This is a genomic window from Neobacillus camarae (assembly GCF_054950115.1).
The window spans coordinates 93,674-113,662 of the sequence record NZ_JBUCKX010000002.1; the positions used below are offsets into that span (position 1 = coordinate 93,674).

The following is a 19,989-nucleotide window of genomic DNA, read 5'->3' on the forward strand; positions in this document are numbered from 1 at the left end:
ATCAGGACAGTGGTTGACAATTTCTAGTCTGCCTCTTTATAATATATAAGACTGTCTATTACAATTTGCACAGCAATTCCTCAGGGAGGTGTCATATAATGAAAAGAACGTATCAACCAAATAAGCGTAAGCACAGCAAAGTTCACGGTTTCCGCAGTCGCATGAGCTCAGCAAACGGACGTAAGGTTCTTGCTCGCCGTCGCCAAAAAGGAAGAAAAGTATTATCAGCTTAGACCACTGAAACGTCTCAGTGGTCTTTTTTTAAAGAAAAGCAGAAGCGCGCCCAGGTTTTCCTACTGGGCGCTTTGTCTAAACTAAACATAAGAAAACTATACCTACATAGAAAACCGTGACCAGACTGAAGGTGATAGATAGTGAAAAAAGAATTCAGGATCAAGAAGAATAATGACTTTCAGGCGGCATTCCAAAAGGGCCGTTCCTTTGCCAATCGGCAATTTGTAGTTTACTCCTTGCCGAAAGAAGACCAAGGGTATTTCCGGATTGGTTTGTCGGTCAGTAAAAAACTTGGCAACGCGGTAACGAGAAACAGGATAAAACGATACATAAGGCAAGCGGTTCAGGAGTTGCAGGATCAAATCACTTCCAATTATGATTACATCATCATTGCCCGAAAGCCTGCAGCTGATATGGATTTTTTTGAGGTGAAAGGCAGTCTAACGCACGTATTGAAAGTGGGAAAAGTGCTAAAGCGTTCCACTAAATAATAAAAACGATCATTATCGCAAGTGGCTGAAGACAAGCTTCTCTAGAAAATGGTAAAATAAAAAATATACATATGTCTGGGGATTCACTAGATCATACTGGAGACAGAGGAGGAAATTTTGGTTGAAAAAACGAATATTACTCTTATTCGGGACCCTTTCGGTATTCTTGCTGCTGGGTGGGTGCTCACAGGTAAATAAGCCGATAACGGCAGAAAGCACCGGCTTTTGGAATGAATACATAGTCTATCCGTTATCTTGGCTGATTGTCCACATGGCCGATTGGCTTGGCGGCAGCTTTGGCTTGTCGCTTATCGTCGTCACGATTATCATCCGGTCGATTATTTTACCGCTAATGATTAAACAGACGAAAAGCTCAAAAGCAATGCAAGCCTTGCAGCCAGAAATGGAAGCGCTCAAAAAGAAATACAGTTCAAAAGATCAAAAAACCCAACAACTGTTGCAGCAGGAAACCATGGCGCTGTTCCAAAAGCACGGCGTCAATCCGATGGCAGGATGTTTTCCGTTAATCGTGCAAATGCCGATTCTTATCGGTTTTTATCATGCTATCAGCAGAACCAGGGAAATTGCCCAAGATAGTTTTCTTTGGTTTGATTTGGGGGACAAGGACCCTTATTACATTTTACCGATTGTAGCAGGCATCACAACCTTTATTCAGCAAAAGATGATGATGGCCGGTCAGACGAACCAAAACCCGCAAATGGCTATGATGCTTTGGATGATGCCAATTATGATTGTTGTTTTTGCGTTTAATTTCCCGGCAGCCCTTTCCCTGTACTGGGTTGTTGGTAATATCTTTACCATTGTGCAAACATATTTCATAAAAGGACCGGAACTGAAGGCATCAGCCACCGGCAAAGCGGGAGGAGCAAAAAAGTGAAACAGGTAACTGCTACAGGACAAACAGTCGAAGAGGCAGTAGAATCAGCTTTAGCTCAACTAAATGCAACGAAAGAACGTGCGGAAGTCGATATTATCGATGAAGGAAAAAAGGGCATTTTCGGAATTTTCGGGTCAAGGCCCGCCGTTGTAAAAGTGACCTTAAAGACTGACCCAATCGATGAGGCAAAGAAGTTTATACAGGAAGTCAGCAAATCCATGGGAGCATCTGTTGAGATTGAGGTAAAACGGGAAGGCAAACAAGTCTATCTTGTGATGTCGGGTGATAAAATTGCTTTGATGATCGGGAAGCGGGGCCAAACGTTAAACTCGCTTCAATATTTAACCCAATTAGTGATTAACCGTCATTCTGAACAATTTTTGACTGTGATATTGGATGCAGAGGATTACCGGAACCGTAGAAGCGATACTTTGATTCAATTGGCTAACCGACTGGCTCAAAAGGCAGTGAGGACAGGAAAAGACGTGGCTTTGGAGCCGATGCCATCCTATGAGCGAAAAATTATTCACACAGCCCTTTCTGAAAACAATCGGGTAAAAACCCTCTCCGATGGTACAGAACCCCATCGCCATGTGGTCATAGCACCAATTAAAAAATAGTTGGAAATATAAATAGCAAGGAAAGACATCCTATCTATAGATAGGGTGTTTTTTTATGCCCACTTTTATTATTTAGTTTTTTCATTTTTGTTATCTACGGGAAAAAAGCTTATGAAATTCATCTTGTTGTTATTCACATGTGGATAAGTTAAAATAGAATCTGACATTTATTTCGCTGTGGATAAGTCAGTTTACTCCAAAAGCTGGCTTTTTTATGATATCTTTATATTTTGCAAAAAAAATTACTGTGTATATATAAATAAAATGTTGATTTGTGAGGTGAAGAAGATGGAGATGGATACGATTGCGGCAATCTCGACTCCGATGGGGGAGGGTGCAATTGCGATAGTCCGACTAAGTGGAGATGAAGCGATACCAATTGCAGACAAGCTGTTTAGCGGTGTAGGAGGTAAAAGGCTCATCGATATGGCATCGCATACGATTCACTATGGCCACTTGCATGATCCGAAGACAGGACAAAACGTGGAAGAGGTCATGGTTTCGATTATGAAAGGGCCAAAGACGTTTACGAAAGAGGACGTAGTGGAAATCAATTGCCATGGAGGAATCGTGTCCGTTAACAGGGTCCTCCAGTTGGTGTTAAGATCAGGTGCGCGACTCGCCGAACCAGGGGAATTTACGAAACGTGCATTTTTAAATGGACGAATTGATTTGTCACAGGCGGAAGCGGTGATGGATTTAATCCGTGCCAAAACGGATAAAGCGATGAATATGGCCCTAGGACAAATGGAAGGGCGTTTGTCGAGGTTGATTCAGCGGCTGCGTCAGGAAATATTGGAGGTCCTGGCACAGGTGGAGGTCAATATTGATTATCCTGAGTACGATGATGTAGAAGAAATGACCCATCGAATGATGAAGGAAAAAGCCCAATATGTGCGGACGGAAATTAATAAACTGCTGCAAACCTCGCAGCAAGGGAAAATCTTGCGTGAGGGCCTTTCGACTGTTATTGTCGGAAGACCTAATGTCGGGAAATCCTCTTTATTAAACAGCCTTGTCCAAGAAAATAAGGCAATTGTGACCGATATACCTGGTACGACCCGTGACGTAATTGAAGAGTATGTCAATGTCCGCGGCGTGCCGTTAAGGCTGCTGGACACGGCTGGTATCAGGGAAACAGAAGATATCGTGGAACGGATAGGTGTGGAGCGCTCGCGGCAGGTACTGAAGGAAGCGGATTTGATTTTACTTGTATTAAACTCCGCGGATAAACTGACCAAAGAGGATGAAAACCTATTTGAAGCAGTTGAAGGAATGGATGCCATTATCATCGTCAATAAAACCGATTTGCCACAGAAAATTGATTTGGACAGGGTCAGTCACCTCGCGCAAGGCCGCGCGGTGGTCACTACCTCACTCTTGGAAGACCAAGGTGTAGATCAATTAGAAGAAGCGATTGCTTCCATTTTCTTTGGCGGACAAATTGAAGCCAAGGATGTTACGTATGTTTCCAACAGCCGCCACATCGCGTTGCTGCATCAAAGCCTGCAAGCGATTGAGGATGTATTGGAAGGCGTGGAAATGGGAACACCGATAGATATTATACAAATTGACATGACGAGAACATGGGAATTGCTTGGGGAAATTATTGGTGAAACGGTCCATGAGAGCCTCATCAATCAGTTATTCTCGCAGTTCTGCTTGGGAAAATAGAATAGGAAGTTTTTCCGCAAGCTTGCGGAAAAGGAGGAAACACACATGCAATATGAAGCTGGAAATTTTGACGTTATTGTCGTCGGTGCCGGCCATGCTGGCTGTGAGGCAGGCCTCGCGGCGGCAAGGCTGGGAGCCAAAACGTTAATGATCACCATCAATTTGGATATGGTGGCCTTTATGCCATGTAACCCGTCCGTGGGCGGACCGGCCAAGGGAATTGTGGTCCGGGAAATTGATGCACTCGGCGGCGAAATGGGCAAGAATATTGATAAAACCTATATCCAAATGCGGATGCTTAACACCGGGAAGGGCCCTGCGGTCCGCGCCTTAAGGGCGCAGGCCGATAAATTTGCCTATCAGCATGAAATGAAGAAGACTCTTGAGGAAGAACCGAACTTGACTTTGCTCCAAGGGATGGTCGAACAGCTGATTGTGGAGGAAGGGGTTTGCACGGGCGTCATTACAAAAACCGGTGCAGTCTACCATGCCAAAACGGTGGTTATCACAACGGGGACGTTCTTGCGCGGCGAAATTATTATTGGTGAATTAAAATATTCGAGCGGTCCGAACAATCAGCAGCCATCTATCCGGTTATCGGAACATTTGGAAGAGCTCGGTTTTGATTTGGTCCGCTTCAAAACTGGTACACCGCCTCGGGTGAACAGCAACTCGATTGACTACAGCAAGACCGAAATTCAGCCTGGTGATGAGGAACCACGGGCATTTTCATATGAAACAACGAAATTTATCACCGATCAGCTGCCATGCTGGTTAACCTATACCAATGAGCGCACCCATCAAATCATCGATCAAAACCTGCATCGCTCACCGATGTATTCTGGAATGATTAAAGGAACTGGTCCGCGTTATTGCCCATCAATTGAAGATAAAGTGGTCCGGTTTAATGATAAACCGCGCCATCAAATTTTCTTGGAGCCTGAGGGCCGGAATACAAGAGAAGTGTATGTCCAAGGGTTATCCACCAGCCTTCCGGAAGATGTTCAAAAGGAAATCTTAAAAACAGTTCCCGGTTTGGAAAAGGCAGAAATGATGCGCGCCGGATATGCGATTGAATATGATGCGATCAAGCCGACCCAGCTATGGCCGACTTTAGAGACAAAAGTGGTTAAAAACCTTTATACAGCTGGCCAAATCAATGGTACTTCCGGTTACGAAGAAGCGGCTGGCCAGGGAATCATGGCCGGTATTAATGCTGGTTTAAGGTCCCTTGATCGAGAAGAACTGGTGTTAAGCCGTTCGGAAGCTTATATTGGTGTATTGATTGACGACTTGGTCACAAAGGGAACCAATGAACCTTACCGCCTGCTTACTTCCAGGGCAGAATATCGTTTATTGCTGCGCCATGATAACGCCGATCTTCGTCTGACGGAAATCGGCTACAAAATCGGTTTAATCCGAGATGACCGTTACGAGAAATTCTTGACAAAAAAGGCAGCCGTTGAAGCTGAAAAACAAAGACTGCAAGAAACGATCTTGAAGCCATCGGATAAAACACTGCAAGATTTAATTAAAAGCATTGGCGGCAGTGAATTAAAAGATGGCATCCGCGCCTCTGACTTATTAAAAAGGCCGGAAATGACGTATGCGATGCTGGAATCGATTACCCCTTCAGAAGTTTCGTTGGATGATGAAATCAAGGAACAAGTAGAGATCCAAATTAAATATGAGGGGTATATTGAAAAATCACTGCAACAAGTGGAACGGCTGAAGAAAATGGAAGATAAACGGATACCGGAAAAAATTGATTATGATGCGATTTCCGGGCTGGCAAATGAGGCAAAGCAAAAGCTGAAAAAAATCCAGCCATTAACCCTTGCACAGGCATCACGGATTTCCGGAGTGAATCCTGCTGATATCTCCATCCTGCTCGTGTATTTGGAACAGGGCAAGATTGCAAAAGTCTTTAATGACTAAAAAAACGAAAGTGTCTTCTAAAAATAACTTTGCATAGCGCCCCTTCCAAATTGCTGGGCGTTTTTGCAAAGTGAAGTAAGTGAGGAACAGGAATGAATAGCGACCAATTTGCGGCAAGTCTTCGGGAAAAAGGAATCATCCTTACCGACCGGCAGCTTGACCAGTTTGAAAAGTATTATGAGACACTGGTGGAATGGAATGAAAAAATTAATCTAACCGCGATTACCGAAAAAGGGGAAGTCTATTTAAAGCACTTTTACGATTCGATTTCGGCCGCATTCTATTTTGATTTTACAAAACCCATTCGTGTTTGTGATGTCGGTGCGGGGGCTGGTTTCCCAAGTATCCCGATTAAGATTGTTTTTCCTCAAATCAAAGTCACCATTGTCGATTCATTGAATAAGCGGATTCACTTTTTAGATCACCTTGCCGATGTACTGGAATTGGAAGATGTCGAATTCGTCCATGACAGGGCGGAAACCTTTGGAGTCAATCCAAAATATCGGGAGACCTATGATGTGGTAACCGCACGTGCCGTAGCCCGAATGTCCGTGCTTAGCGAGCTATGCCTTCCATTGGTAAAGCCGGGCGGGCACTTTGTCGCCCTAAAGGCGATAAATGCGGAGGAAGAATTGACGGCTGCCAAGAAGGCTGTCACAACACTTGGGGGAAAACTGGAAAATAAGTTTACCTTTACCCTGCCAATCGAGAATTTTGAACGGACGGTCATTTTAATTCATAAAGAAAAGCAAACCCCGAAAAAATATCCGCGAAAGCCTGGTACGCCTAATAAAACACCGATTGAATAGAAACAATTACAGGGATGCCGGTTTAAGGAAAAGGATGCTTTTACAAGAGAAAAATGATATCCTAGGCAGGAAGAATGTTTGAATATAGAGAATAAGTATTAGGGAGTTTCGTAAAGGTGGTGTTGGGGATGAAGAATTCGTTTACACGCTTTTTTGGTCTTGGCGAAAAAGAACAACAGACGGTCGAACTTGAAGATGAGTTAAATCTCGAAAAAAATGAGGAAATCCAAAAGATTCCGATTGACCGAATTGTTCCTAACCGGTTTCAGCCCAGAACTGTTTTTGATGAAGATAAAATCGAAGAGTTATCGAGAACGATTCACATACACGGAATTATCCAGCCCATTGTCGTCAGACAATTTGACCTGAATCAATATGAAATCATTGCCGGGGAACGCCGCTGGCGGGCCATGAAAAAACTTGGCTGGGTGGAAGCACCTGCCATTATAAAAAATTTAACGGATTCCCAGACTGCATCGGTGGCATTAATCGAAAACCTGCAACGGGAAGAATTATCGCCAATTGAAGAGGCAATCGCCTACGGCAAGTTACTAGAGCTGCATAACCTAACCCAAGAGGCATTAGCCCAGAGGTTAGGAAAAGGGCAGTCCACCGTTGCCAATAAATTGCGGCTGCTTAAATTGCCGCAGCCGGTTCAGGATGCTTTATTGAGTAAGTCAATTACCGAGCGGCACGCTCGGGCGCTCATTCCGCTGAAGGATCCGGAAAAGCAAGTGGCCCTGCTTGGGGAAATCATTGAGAAAAACCTGAATGTGAAGCAGACCGAAGAGCGAGTTGTGAAGCTTTTGGAACAAAAATCGGACAAGCCAAAGCCGAAACGGAAAGCATTCAGCAAGGATATGCGGATCGCGGTTAACACTATCCGCCAATCGTTAACTATGGTAAGCGATAGTGGAATCAATTTGGATTCTGAAGAACAAGAATTCGACGATTTCTACCAATTTACGATCCGAATACCCAAGAAAAAATAAATAATTCATCCAGAGGATGGCCTTTCTAGGTGATCCTCTTTATTTTTGCTGTAATCGGGCCAACTATTGCCTGGAAAATACCAATTTTATGAAAATGACCCGTTAATCAGGGGAATATTTTTCGAAAAAAAATTCCAAGCTTGTTTTTTCATGATAAAATAAAGGAATGGTATTTAATATTAAATCGTGTTGGCTAAAAAGTGACAAAAAACGCGATGTTTTTTAAAATTTACTAGAGTAGAAGTTTAAAATTTTTTGAGAATGGTAAGGGTAGGTGACATCGTGGGTAAGATCCTTTCTATCGCGAATCAAAAAGGCGGAGTCGGTAAAACGACGACGGCAGTCAACCTAGGCGCCTGCTTAGCTTATATAGGCAAAAGAGTCTTATTAGTCGACGTGGACCCGCAAGGCAATGCCACTAGCGGTGTCGGTATTGAAAAGGCAGAAGTTGACCAATGTATATACGATGTATTAGTCGATGATGTGGAAGCAAAAGAGGTCATCCGGCCTACAGTGATTGAAAATTTGTCTGCCATACCGGCCACCATTCAGCTAGCAGGGGCTGAAATTGAATTGGTGCCGACCATTTCAAGGGAAGTACGTCTGAAACGCGCCCTTGAAGAAGTCAAAAATCAGTTCGATTATATTATTATTGATTGTCCTCCTTCATTAGGCCTTTTAACGCTGAATGCCTTAACCGCCTCGGATTCAGTTATCATTCCGGTACAGTGTGAATACTATGCCTTGGAAGGTTTAAGCCAGCTGCTAAATACGGTAAGGCTGGTGCAAAAACATCTTAACCAGGATTTGAAAATTGAAGGTGTTTTGTTAACGATGCTGGATGCGCGAACGAATTTGGGGATTCAAGTCATTGAAGAAGTGAAAAAGTACTTTCAGGATAAAGTCTATAAAACCATTATTCCAAGAAATGTTCGTCTAAGTGAAGCTCCAAGCCATGGGGAACCTATCATTTCTTATGATGCAAGGTCCCGCGGAGCTGAAGTATATTTAGATCTGGCAAAGGAAGTGGTCGCAAATGGCTAAAGGTTTAGGAAAAGGCTTGAATGCTTTCTTTAGCATGGAACCTGGTAAAGAAGAAACCGTTCAGGAGATTAAGGTACAGGATCTCCGTCCTAATCCCTATCAGCCCAGAAAAACGTTTCAACAAGAGGCCATTAACGAATTAAAGGCTTCCATTATCGAGCATGGAATTCTGCAGCCTCTTGTTGTAAGAAAAAGTATCAAAGGCTTTGAAATAGTAGTTGGGGAACGTCGTTATCGCGCGGCAAAGGAAGCCAAGCTGGAAACCGTCCCCGCCGTGGTCCGCGAACTTTCTGAGCAGCAGATGATGGAATTGGCTGTGCTTGAAAACCTGCAGCGGGAAGATTTAAACCCGATTGAAGAAGGACAAGCTTATCAGACCTTATTGGAGAAACTGAAGCTGACTCAGGAAGAAGTGGCAAAAAGGTTAGGCAAAAGCCGGCCTCATGTGGCAAATCATATCCGGCTCCTCTCTCTTCCGCCGAAAATCCAAGGGCTGATTGCTGAAGGAAAAATCACCATGGGCCATGGGCGTGCCTTGTTAGGGTTAAGGCAGAAATCCATACTGCCAAGCTTGGTTGAAAAGGTCATGAAAGAATCGCTGAATGTCCGCCAACTGGAAAAATTGATTCAAGAAATCAATGAAAGTGTTCCACGTGAAACAAAAAAACCGGAAAAGAAAAAGGATGTATTTTTATTAGAGCGGGAGCATTCATTAAGAGAACGGTTTGGCACTACTGTCAATATCAAACAAAATAAAAATAAAGGCAAAATTGAAATTGAATTCTTCTCCCAGGAAGACTTGGAGAGAATTTTGGAAATGCTGGGACATGAAGAATCCTGATTGGCCATCTTATGGGTGGTTTTTTTTTTATATTTTTTCAATTTGTAAACAGAGAAGGCTTATTTTAGACAAAAGGGGAAACACACAGCATGTTTTTATTAGGAACACTAGTAAACGGGTTATTGATTATCATTGGTACCATGCTTGGCAAGTTGTTGAATCGGATTCCGGAGGGCATGAAGACAACCGTCATGTACGGAATTGGATTGTCTGTCATGGTATTGGGCCTGCAAATGGGGTTGAAATCGGAGAATTTCCTTATTGTGATCATCAGTTTGGTAGCCGGTGCTGTCATTGGGGAATGGCTTCAGTTAGAAGAAAAGTTAAATCAGTTGGGACTATGGCTGGAGCGGAAAGTCGGCTCAAGTGATAAAGGAAGTATTGCGGAAGGCTTTGTTACCGCCACCCTCATTTTTGTCATTGGTGCCATGGCGATTATCGGTGCCCTTGACAGTGGCATCCGCGGCGATCATGATGTTCTTTTTACCAAATCTGTTATTGATGGGTTTACAGCATTAATATTAACCACAACTTTAGGAATTGGCGTCATTTTTTCCGCTATTCCTGTCATGCTTTATGAAGGGTTGATAGCATTATTTGCCACGCAGATTGACAAGCTTGTGCCCAAACTGTTAATGGACCAATTCATTGTCGAAATGACCTCAGCCGGCGGGATTATGATCTTTGCCATCGGTTTAAATATGATTGGTTTGACGAAAATCAAAGTCGCTAACCTCCTGCCTGGGATTGTGGTTGTAGCTATCTGTGTGACAATTGTATATTTTTACCACTTAGCTGTTTAAAAAAACGGAGCATCTTAAAGAATGCTCCGTTTTTTAACAAGTTTAATTGGTCTTTTCCTCTTCTGCCCATTTTAACTCTTCCCATCTTTGCCTTTGATACAGCATGCTGGCCTCATAAATGCCATTGGAGATGGTTTTGGCCATGCGCATGACGAGATTTAACCTTGTGTTCTGCAATACAAAAAACTCCATAAATCCGCTGACATTGACGATTCCGGTAATATGCAGATCACCAACCGACGGCAGCTCCTTATTAACTCCAGCTCCAGGTTTAACGGGGCCAACCCCCAACTGGATCATTCCGACATTTTTGATGCGTCCCAGGCAGGCATCAATGCCAATAATATAAGGGTCGATGTATTTTGTTTGAATTTCTGTTAATTTATCTGCTAAATTTACAGCATGAATCGGTTCATCAAGTGTTCCATAAACGGAAAATCCATTAGGATTTTTTTCCTCTAATAATGTTCCAACAAGTGGCCCTAATGAATCTCCTGTGGAGCGGTCCGTGCCTATACAAATGAACACAATGGGCCGGCTTGTCACAGTTGGCAAATGCTCTAGCAGTTCGGCCGCAAGGCTTTCTGATGCATGAAATTCATCATGCATGAATTGGGCCTTGCCCCTCCGATCGAATAACCTGGGTTTGAGATTCATTAAGTCCACTCCTAACATTATATTTCCGGTAATATGCTTTAATAGTATACGGAAAATAATAGAATTCTATACATTGTTATGGAAGAAAAAGTAATTACACAATGCTACTCTCATTGATGAAAAATTGTTAAAATAGAAAAGAAAAGCGCAAGCGACCTGGTCAGTGCCGTCTGGCCTTGAGCTAGACAATTTTCAAAGAACTATATACGTTCTAATAATCTAAGAAAAGCGAAGTGCTTGGGCACCGGGCTAAACATTGGAAGGAAGGTGCTTACATGAGTTTTACAGAAAAGAGCATGCAGAAAATCCTCAATAAACTTCAGAATGAGGATACTTGGCTCAACTTGGGTGAGGGTCTGCTGAAAATCTTTATTATATTAATCGTCGCCAATATTTTGATCCGCTTTATAAAAATGGCGATACGTAACATTTTTAAAATCAGAAACCTATCCCCCCTCAGTACGAATGTCCGCCGCGAAGAAACACTGGCAAGATTGCTTGATAATGTCGTTGTTTATGTGGTTTATTTTATTGCCATCATGATGATCCTCTCTGTCATGAACATAGATGTAAAAGCTTTGCTGGCTGGTGCTGGGATTGTCGGCTTGGCAGTTGGTTTTGGGGCACAAAGCTTAGTAAAAGATGTGATTTCAGGATTCTTCATTATTTTTGAAGATCAATTTTCCGTGGGCGACCATATCCGCATTGCCCAATTTGAAGGAGATGTTGAGGCGATTGGGCTGCGCACGACGAAAATCAAAAGTTGGACAGGCGAGGTCCATATTGTGCCCAATGGCAGCATCGTTGAAGTCACTAATTTTTCTCTTCATAATAGTTTGGCAATCATTGACGTAGGGATTGCCTATGAAGAAGACATCGAAAGGGCCGAAAAGGTGATCGGTGAATTATTGGATACTTTACAGGATAAATATGAAGAACTCGTAAGGCGTCCAGACCTATTGGGCATTCAAAATTTGGGACCTTCCGAGATTGTCTTTCGGATTGTGGCTGAAACCTTGCCGATGAAGAATGGACCTATCGCAAGAAAGATCAGAAGAGATGTAAAACTATTTTTAGATGAACATGGCATTGAAATTCCTTATCCAAGAATGGTTATGCTGTCAAGAGAAGAACAATTAAAAAATACTGGTGTATAAAGGGGGATTTTACGAGTGGAGGAAAAGGAATTTGGAATCAATGATGTAGTCGAGATGAAGAAGCAGCATCCATGTGGAACCAACCGGTGGAAAATCATTCGCATGGGAATGGACATCCGTATAAAGTGTGAAGGATGTGGGCATAGCGTTCTAATCCCCAGAAAAGAATTTGGCCGAAAAATGAAGAAAATATTGGTGAAGCATGAGGAGTAGTTCATGCTTCTTTTTTTTTACCAATGGTAGTATCCTTATATAATAAACTGACTATAGGGGGTGAGGGTTTGGCGATAGTCCGCAAGGCAGCATGTCCGTTAAATTGCTGGGACAGCTGCGGTTTTCATGTAACGATAGAAAACGATCGGGTGGTGAAAGTGGAAGGCGACCCGGACCATCCAATTACGCAAGGGAAAATTTGCGCCCGTGGCCGGATGCTGGAGAAGAGAACGAACTCACCCGAGCGCCTGACTTCACCTTTGAAAAAAATAAATGACAGGTTTGAACCCATTTCATGGGAACAGGCCCTTGATGAGATAGCAGCTGAAATGCAGCGAATAAAGGAAACATATGGTTCAACAGCCGTTTTGCATAGCCATGATTATGCCAACAATGGGATTTTAAAAAACTTGGATCAGCGGTTTTTTAATGGCTTTGGCGGGGTAACCGAGCTTTATGGCTCACTATGCTGGGGTTCGGGGATTGAAGCCCAGAAATGGGATTTTGGCAATGCAAACAGCCATGCCCCAAATGATGTATTGAACAGTAAAAATATAGTGATATGGGGAAGAAATGTTGCTAGAACGAACATGCATTTCTATGAAAAGCTCTTGAATGCTAAGAAGCTTGGAGCCCGCTTATATGTGATTGATCCATTGTTTAATGCCACAGCTAAACTGGCGGACCAGTATATTTCCATTAAGCCCGGCATGGACGGAGTACTCGCAGCCGGCATCATGAAGGAACTGCTCCGTCTCGGACTCGAAGACAAGGAATTTATTGAGCAGCATACTCACGGTTTTGCGGATTTGCTCAATCTCCTGAACAGTGTCTCGCTTAAACGGATCTGTGAGTTGACTGAGGTGCCTGAAGAGGTAATCACCATGCTGGCCCATGTCTATGCTGATAAACCGGCCTCCACCTTTATGGGGCTTGGAATGCAGCGATACCAAAATGGCGGAAATACAATCCGATTGATTGATGCTCTCTGTGCCGTGAGTGGCAATATTGGGATCCCCGGGGGTGGGGCGAATTACGCCAATCTTCAGGTTGGCCAGAGTTTTGCCTTCGATGAGCTTGTCTTGTCCGGCCGCAAGCAAAACCATCGGCAATTTTCCATCATGAAGCAGGCGGAAGGGATTTTGGCCGCAAAAAATCCAGAAATCAAAATGATTGTCGTGACCTGCGGGAACCCGTTAACACAACTTCCGGACACCAATGTGGCCGAACAGGCATTTTCTTCGGCAGACACATTAGTGGTGATTGACCAATTTATGACAGACACGGCAAGACTGGCCGATTATGTTTTACCGGCAGCGACTGCCTTTGAGGAAGAAGATATTTATTATTCCTCGATGTATCATCACTATGTCAACTACGGACCACAGCTTGTTTCTCCTCCAGGCGAGGCGAAACCGGATTTGTGGATTTGGTCCCAATTGGCGGACAGGCTTGGATTTGGTGCCGATTTTCAGTTTACGAGGGAAGACTGGCTGAAAATGACGATGAAGCCATTAGCCGAGGAAGGATATACACTGGATAAATTGAAACAACAGCATACATTGGAATTGCCGGTGAATAAAATCCCGTGGCAGGATCGAAAATTTCCCACAAAAACAGGAAAGTTTGAATTCACTTCCTCTCTTGGTAAGGCCAAAACGGGAAATGGCCATTTAACATTGGCGGTTCCCAAGGAATCCAAATGGGAAAATCCTGCTCTGGCAAAACGATATCCATACAGCTTGCTTACGATTCATCCAATGCGTTCCAATCATTCGCAAAACTATCATTTGTTAGGTAACCATGTGAAACTGAAAGTGGAGATTGCCGCCAACATTGCCAATGAGCGGAACTTAAAAGACGGGGATGTTGTCAGGGTATGGAACGGCAGGGGCGAAATTAGGGGAACTGTTTCCGTGCTTCAGGCGGCCCATCCCAACACCATTAATATCGATGAAGGCATTTGGCGGAAATTTGGCGGTTCCGTCAATCAACTTACATCCAGTATGGAATCGGATAACGGTCTGGGAAGCACTTTATATGATTGCTTGGTGAATCTTGAAAAAATAGATTAATAGAAACAGGGCTCTCCATTTAGGATAGCCCTGTTTTTCATTATTTAAATTGTGGTATTTCCAGTACTAGCTTATAGGAATCTATTAAACTATATAAATTATATATTTGTGTCACCTGTTTTTCTGCCCAGCCGATATCCGATGCGTACTGATGGGAAGCGTAGCCTTTCTGCGAGGCAGAACTTGGATTCCATCTCATCTTATAAAGGGTATCCTGGCCTGCATTAATATAGCCATTGGCGATGAATTGTGCGCCGCCAATAATGGCCGCTTCTGGTGTAAACCATCCGGCATTATAGGCAAATTGGGCCCCGCTGGCAACAGCGCTATTATCATAGGCACCGATTCCGTACATATTGTAAACCGTTTTTCCGTTGTATGACACACCACTGGCAAGTGGAGACGAGCCGTTAGATGTTTCCAACAAGGCATGGGCGATTAAATACATTTCATTGACTCCGTATGTCATACCGGCTGTAATAAATGTAGCAGCCGTGCCTTGTAAAATGCCTTTTCCGGCCAATACCCGATTATTGACTTCATCTGCGTTTAAATTGGCGGTCACTGACAGTTTAAGGAATTGAAGTGAATCAACGGTGCTGTTTTTAAAATTATTCGGGTCGACATAGTAACTGACATCCTCCTGGCTGGCATTTACCCAGGTTTTATTATAATCCACTTGATACCACTTAACCCCATTGGCATCGGTCACAACAGCCTGAATGTTTAGTTGATCCTTGTTATTGACCTGCCCGACCACCCAATAATCGGTGCCTGCCCCTCCCCGCACGTTCCAGCCTGTCCCATTGACGATTCCAATTGCAGGGCTTATTAGCGTTACGGCATCAGCACGGATAAAGGTATTATAGGACTTGTCCGTTTGCGGGGTCACAGCCATTTGCAGCTTCACCATGTCACTTAAGCTGATATTATAATTTTCCACCACTGTTTCCATACTGCCGCCTGATGTATTTGGATTAAATGGTGCTGTATCAGAGAGGTATAACGCACTGACATAGCCAGTTTTGCCATTGGCTGTGACCTTAACCCAGCTGTTTTCCACCGATTCCACCGTCACAATGGTCCCGCGTGCCAGCTTTGTCACAATCGTGGCACTAGTGGAAGGATTGGTGCGCATATTTAGGCTCGAACCATAAATAACATTGACATATTTCGTAACAGCCGACGGTGTTGGCTGCTCCTGATTTTGTACAGGAGTGGCATTGGTCTCCGTGGCAGGAGTATCTCCCGTAGTTGCATCGGTGCTTGGCTGGGTTTCAGCTGCAGGAGCAGGGCCGGTCTCTGTGCTTGTACCCGTGCTTGGCTGAGTTGTATTTCCAGCTGCCGACCCAGGATTTTGGTCAGCCGACAGAAATTCAGAACTGACATAGCCAGTTTGTCCATAGGCTTCGATTTTTGCCCAGCCACCTGCTTCCGACAATACCTTGACTTCCAAACCTCTGGCCAATTTCACCAACACGGATGCATTGGCTGCCGGACTTTTACGCATATTTAAGGATGAGCCGGCTGTAACATTGACATACTTACTGACGGTTGCAGGCTGTTCCTGCTTTTCAGCCGATGTGCCGGTCTTGACTGATGTGAGAAATCCAGAGCTGACGTAACCTTCTTTTCCGTTTACTTGTACTTTGGCCCACCCATTTGTTTCAGAAATAACTTGGACTTCGGATTGAGAATCTAGTTTTCCAATGATAGCTGAACTGGTTGAGGCCGTCGCCCGGATATTCAAACTTGTGCCAGTATTGACATTCACATATTTGGTTGTCAACTGTGGCGCCGGTGTCGTGGAAACCGTTGAATTACTTGAATTTGGCGGTGTATCTGATAAAAACTCCGCACTGACATAACCTGACTTACCGTAGGCCTCTATTTTAGCCCAGCCGTTCGCTTCGGAATACACCTTGACTGCAGTGCCTTTCGCAAGCTTTACAATCACTGACGCACTGGATGAGCTGCCGTTGCGCATATTTAGTGAACCACTGGCAACATTCACGTACTTGTCCTTTACAACGGTTGGCGCTTGAACGGGCGCCGGAGTGGAATTTTGATTTTGTGATGACAAATAGCTTGTGCTCACATACCCCTCTTTTCCATTTACTTGTACCTTCGCCCAGCCGTTCGCTTCGGAATTGACATTTACCGCAGTGCCTTTAGCCAGTTTGGCGAGAACCGTCCCGTTTGATGCCGGACTTTGCCGTAAATTCAACGAACCACTATCTATATTGACATATTTTACTGTAGGTGCAGCCGGAGCCGTAGTTGTGTTAGTGACCGTAGAAATAAAAGCGGTGCTGACATATCCCTCAATGCCATTGACCAGGACACGTGCCCAGCCATTTGTTTCGGAATAGACGGTCAATGCTGTTCCGTTTTTTAACGATGTGAGAATCGCCGATCCGGCTGAAGCTGTTTTACGTACATTCAATGTCCCACTAGTGACATTCACATATTTAACGGTATTAGAAATTTGGCTGCCGACGGCCGAGGTGGAATTGGCTTCCGCAAAAACCGCTTCTTCAAAAGCAATCGTGGATAATACGGCAAAACAAAATGTAGGTATAATGGCTTTTTTTATTACCCCTTTGGGTTCGCGGGCAACCTCTTTTGGTTTGGCCCGCCGCAGTTCATTAGGCCCTCTCATTACTCTCCTCCAATATGTGATTTTTTCTATAAATATGTATGGTTTTTCCTTAATTAATGACAAAAGTAATGGTTTTTATAATAAATTTTACCATATTTACTAGAAAGATAGGGTAACTTTGTAGAAAATTGTTAAAATATTAGGCTTATTTGCATGAAAAATCCGATTGGGCCAGTCTTTTCAAAACATTAATTAGATGACCAATTCTTGTTTTTTCCTCGCCGAATGCCTATAATTGTGAAAGGCTTGTCTATATATTTATCGACAACTTATTTGTTAAAATAGATACTTTATTAAAGGAGTGAACGTGAATGGCATTAACAGCTGGTATTGTCGGGCTGCCGAACGTTGGTAAATCGACATTATTTAATGCAATTACCCAAGCGGGAGCGGAATCGGCGAACTATCCATTCTGTACGATTGATCCTAATGTAGGAATCGTGGAGGTGCCGGATGCACGCCTGCAAAAATTAACCGAGTTAGTTCAGCCGAAAAAGGTGGTTCCAACCGCATTTGAATTTACCGATATTGCCGGTATTGTAAAGGGTGCAAGTAAAGGGGAAGGATTGGGAAACAAATTCCTTTCCCACATTCGTGAAGTGGATGCCATCTGCCAGGTCGTCCGTTGCTTTGCGGATGAAAATATCACCCATGTATCCGGAAAAGTCGATCCAATTTCCGATATTGAAACCATCAATTTAGAGTTGATTTTGGCCGACATGGAAACGGTTGAAAAACGGGTTGGCCGTGTTGAAAAACTGGCAAAACAAAAGGACAAAGAATCGATGGCTGAGTTTGAAGTGCTATCATTGCTTCGCGAGGCATTTGAGGCGGAAAAGCCTGCACGATCAGTTGAATTTACCGAAGACCAATCTAAAATTGCTAAACATTTGCACCTTTTAACCATTAAACCGGTTCTTTATGTTGCCAATGTGAGTGAAGATGATGTGGCAGATCCATCTGGGAACGAATATGTTCAGCAGGTCCGTGAGTATGCCGCAAGGGAAAATGCTCAGGTTATCGTGATTTGTGCAAAAATTGAAGAAGAGATTGCTGAGCTTGAAGGGGAAGAAAAGGAGATGTTCCTTCAAGAGCTTGGTATTGAAGAATCGGGACTTGACCAATTAATTCGTGCTGCATACAGCTTGCTTGGTCTGGCTACTTACTTTACGGCTGGTGTGCAGGAAGTCCGGGCTTGGACCTTCAAAAAGGGTATGAAAGCACCACAATGTGCCGGAATTATCCACTCTGACTTTGAACGGGGTTTTATTCGAGCAGAGACAGTTTCCTACGATGATTTAGTGAATGCGGGAAGCCATCAGGCAGCTAAAGAAGCCGGCAAAGTACGCCTGGAGGGCAAAGAATACGAGGTAAAAGACGGAGACGTCATGCATTTCCGATTTAATGTATAAGAAAAGCGGAAGCGCCCTGGTCAGCGCCGTATGGCCTAGAGTACTCCAACTGAGATAAAGGAAACACGATGAGCCGGAGGCGAATCGATATTGACTTATTGTAGGGCGGAGTGCGAAGGACACTAGATGGAGCTAGACAATTCTCAAAGTCTGATATTTTATACTTCTTACCGTAAAATGAAAAACAGGAAGGCGACATTGCTTTTCCTGTTTTTTTGTGCTATACTTTCAACTTGTGAGTAATGAATAATTGCTCCTTGCCCATTTAAGGGCCGCTTAGACCAAAAGGAGGTGACTGTGATGAGTAAGTACGAAATCATGTACATCATCCGTCCAAATATTGAAGATGAAGCTAAAAAAGCTCTTGTAGAGCGCTTTAACAACATTCTTCTTGAAAATGGCGCGGAGACTGCTGAAAGCAAAGAATGGGGCAAACGCCGTCTTGCATACGAAATTAATGATTTCCGTGACGGATACTACCAACTAGTAAAAACGAATTCTCCTGCTTCTGCAGTACAAGAGTTTGGCCGTCTTGCCAAAATCAACGAAGATATCATTCGTCATATCGTAATTAAAGAAGAAGCTTAAGATAAATTTATGTTTCACGTGGAACATTTTGGAAAAAGGAGTTGATTCTGATGATAAATCGTGTCGTGCTTGTTGGCCGTTTAACCAAAGATCCGGAACTGAAATACACCCCTAATGGTGTTGCTGTTGCTACGTTTACTCTTGCTGTAAACCGCCAATTTCCGAATCAGAACGGCGAAAGGGAAGCTGACTTCCTCAATTGTGTCGTTTGGAGAAAAGCAGCAGAGAATGTTGCTAACTTCCTGAAGAAAGGCAGTTTGGCAGGTGTTGATGGCCGAATTCAAGTTCGTACTTACGAACAAGAGGGACGTCGCCAGTATTTTACTGAAATCGTAGCGGATAGCGTTCAATTCCTTGAGCCAAGGAACGCATCAGGCGGTGGCGGCAGAAGCAATGATTTTTACGGAGCTCCTCCGATGGAACCACAAGGGAATCCATTTGGCGGCGGCAATCAGAATCAACGTCCTAACAACAATCCGGGTTTTACAAAAGTAAACGACGATCCATTCGGCGGAAGCGGTCAAATTGACATTTCTGACGATGATCTTCCTTTCTAATGTAAGCCTAGAGTTCAGTTATAAAAAATAAAGGAGGGAAATTCCATGGCAGGTGGACGTAAAGGCGGCCGCGCAAAACGCCGCAAAGTTTGCTATTTCACTGCAAATGGCATCACTCGCATTGACTACAAAGATGTGGATTTACTTAAAAAATTCATTTCAGAACGCGGTAAAATTTTACCACGTCGTGTAACAGGCACTAGCGCTAAATATCAGCGTAAATTGACTGTTGCGATTAAACGTGCGCGTCAAATGGCATTATTACCATTCGTTGCAGGTGAATAATGAATACTTAAAAAGGCAGTTTGGGTATTGACCCGGCTG

20 protein-coding genes are annotated in these 19,989 nt (G+C 43.7%); 18 read left to right on the top strand and 2 right to left on the bottom strand.

What is annotated here, in order from left to right; translation table 11 throughout:
* Positions 1-98: 98 nt before the first annotated feature.
* The 11 genes from rpmH to ACY8D0_RS08280 all read left to right on the top strand — a co-directional run bounded on the left by rpmH (position 99) and on the right by ACY8D0_RS08280 (position 10,344).
* Entirely contained in the window at positions 99-233 is a 135-nt protein-coding gene (rpmH, locus tag ACY8D0_RS08230; RefSeq protein WP_063255153.1) for a 50S ribosomal protein L34, read from the top strand.
* Positions 234-374: 141 nt separating this feature from the next.
* Entirely contained in the window at positions 375-725 is a 351-nt protein-coding gene (gene rnpA / locus ACY8D0_RS08235) for a ribonuclease P protein component (RefSeq protein WP_462410037.1), read from the top strand.
* 121 nt (positions 726-846) lie between these two features.
* A complete protein-coding gene (gene spoIIIJ, locus ACY8D0_RS08240) occupies positions 847-1,623 on the top strand; it encodes a YidC family membrane integrase SpoIIIJ (RefSeq protein ID WP_462410038.1) in 777 nt (258 codons plus the stop codon).
* On the top strand, positions 1,620-2,243 hold the full coding sequence (gene jag, locus ACY8D0_RS08245) for an RNA-binding cell elongation regulator Jag/EloR (protein WP_462410039.1): 624 nt from the start codon (positions 1,620-1,622) through the stop codon (positions 2,241-2,243). The genes spoIIIJ and jag overlap by 4 nt, the downstream gene beginning before the upstream one ends.
* Before the next feature lie 288 nt (positions 2,244-2,531).
* Entirely contained in the window at positions 2,532-3,917 is a 1,386-nt protein-coding gene (gene mnmE / locus ACY8D0_RS08250) for a tRNA uridine-5-carboxymethylaminomethyl(34) synthesis GTPase MnmE (protein ID WP_462410040.1), read from the top strand.
* A 45-nt stretch (positions 3,918-3,962) separates the two neighbouring features.
* Positions 3,963-5,855, top strand: coding sequence for a tRNA uridine-5-carboxymethylaminomethyl(34) synthesis enzyme MnmG (gene mnmG / locus ACY8D0_RS08255; RefSeq protein ID WP_462410041.1), 1,893 nt, complete (start codon positions 3,963-3,965; stop codon positions 5,853-5,855).
* Positions 5,856-5,947: 92 nt separating this feature from the next.
* A complete protein-coding gene (gene rsmG / locus ACY8D0_RS08260) occupies positions 5,948-6,664 on the top strand; it encodes a 16S rRNA (guanine(527)-N(7))-methyltransferase RsmG (protein WP_462410042.1) in 717 nt (238 codons plus the stop codon).
* A 128-nt stretch (positions 6,665-6,792) separates the two neighbouring features.
* Positions 6,793-7,656, top strand: coding sequence for a nucleoid occlusion protein (gene noc, locus ACY8D0_RS08265; protein WP_462410043.1), 864 nt, complete (start codon positions 6,793-6,795; stop codon positions 7,654-7,656).
* Between the two features lie 282 nt (positions 7,657-7,938).
* Positions 7,939-8,700 (top strand): ParA family protein, encoded by a 762-nt coding sequence (locus ACY8D0_RS08270; RefSeq protein ID WP_462410044.1) that lies wholly within the window; start codon positions 7,939-7,941, stop codon positions 8,698-8,700.
* Positions 8,693-9,541 (top strand): ParB/RepB/Spo0J family partition protein, encoded by an 849-nt coding sequence (locus tag ACY8D0_RS08275; protein ID WP_462410045.1) that lies wholly within the window; start codon positions 8,693-8,695, stop codon positions 9,539-9,541. Before ACY8D0_RS08270 ends, ACY8D0_RS08275 begins: the two co-directional genes overlap by 8 nt.
* Before the next feature lie 89 nt (positions 9,542-9,630).
* The gene (locus ACY8D0_RS08280; protein ID WP_462410046.1) at positions 9,631-10,344 is read left to right on the top strand and encodes a DUF554 domain-containing protein; all 714 of its coding nucleotides are present in this window, start codon (positions 9,631-9,633) and stop codon (positions 10,342-10,344) included.
* Between the two features lie 42 nt (positions 10,345-10,386).
* Here the strand turns inward: ACY8D0_RS08280 and yyaC are convergent, their stop codons facing one another.
* The gene (gene yyaC, locus ACY8D0_RS08285; protein ID WP_462410047.1) at positions 10,387-11,001 is read right to left on the bottom strand and encodes a spore protease YyaC; all 615 of its coding nucleotides are present in this window, start codon (positions 10,999-11,001) and stop codon (positions 10,387-10,389) included.
* A gap of 275 nt (positions 11,002-11,276) precedes the next feature.
* Here yyaC and ACY8D0_RS08290 point away from each other — a divergent pair, with 275 nt between their 5' ends.
* The 3 genes from ACY8D0_RS08290 to ACY8D0_RS08300 all read left to right on the top strand — a co-directional run bounded on the left by ACY8D0_RS08290 (position 11,277) and on the right by ACY8D0_RS08300 (position 14,446).
* Complete coding sequence (locus ACY8D0_RS08290; RefSeq protein ID WP_462410048.1) at positions 11,277-12,158, top strand: mechanosensitive ion channel family protein; 882 nt, start codon at positions 11,277-11,279, stop codon at positions 12,156-12,158.
* Between the two features lie 15 nt (positions 12,159-12,173).
* Positions 12,174-12,371 (top strand): DUF951 domain-containing protein, encoded by a 198-nt coding sequence (locus ACY8D0_RS08295; RefSeq protein WP_462410049.1) that lies wholly within the window; start codon positions 12,174-12,176, stop codon positions 12,369-12,371.
* Positions 12,372-12,439: 68 nt separating this feature from the next.
* Positions 12,440-14,446: a molybdopterin-dependent oxidoreductase gene (locus tag ACY8D0_RS08300; RefSeq protein WP_462410050.1), complete on the top strand. Its 2,007-nt coding sequence runs from the start codon at positions 12,440-12,442 to the stop codon at positions 14,444-14,446.
* A 40-nt stretch (positions 14,447-14,486) separates the two neighbouring features.
* On the opposite strand, the gene ACY8D0_RS08305 is transcribed toward ACY8D0_RS08300, so the two are convergent.
* Positions 14,487-17,108 carry an SH3 domain-containing protein gene (locus ACY8D0_RS08305; RefSeq protein WP_462410051.1) on the bottom strand — a complete coding sequence of 874 codons (2,622 nt, stop codon included), beginning with the start codon at positions 17,106-17,108 and terminating at the stop codon, positions 14,487-14,489.
* 311 nt (positions 17,109-17,419) lie between these two features.
* On the opposite strand from ACY8D0_RS08305, the gene ychF reads away from it, so the two are divergent.
* The 4 genes from ychF to rpsR all read left to right on the top strand — a co-directional run bounded on the left by ychF (position 17,420) and on the right by rpsR (position 19,950).
* Positions 17,420-18,520, top strand: a complete 1,101-nt coding sequence (ychF, locus tag ACY8D0_RS08310) for a redox-regulated ATPase YchF (RefSeq protein WP_462410052.1) — start codon at positions 17,420-17,422, stop codon at positions 18,518-18,520.
* A 300-nt stretch (positions 18,521-18,820) separates the two neighbouring features.
* A complete protein-coding gene (gene rpsF, locus ACY8D0_RS08315; protein WP_462410053.1) occupies positions 18,821-19,108 on the top strand; it encodes a 30S ribosomal protein S6 in 288 nt (95 codons plus the stop codon).
* A gap of 50 nt (positions 19,109-19,158) precedes the next feature.
* Positions 19,159-19,665, top strand: coding sequence for a single-stranded DNA-binding protein (gene ssb, locus ACY8D0_RS08320; protein ID WP_462410054.1), 507 nt, complete (start codon positions 19,159-19,161; stop codon positions 19,663-19,665).
* Positions 19,666-19,710: 45 nt separating this feature from the next.
* Positions 19,711-19,950: a 30S ribosomal protein S18 gene (rpsR, locus tag ACY8D0_RS08325; protein WP_007088219.1), complete on the top strand. Its 240-nt coding sequence runs from the start codon at positions 19,711-19,713 to the stop codon at positions 19,948-19,950.
* The last annotated feature ends 39 nt before the right edge of the window (positions 19,951-19,989 follow it).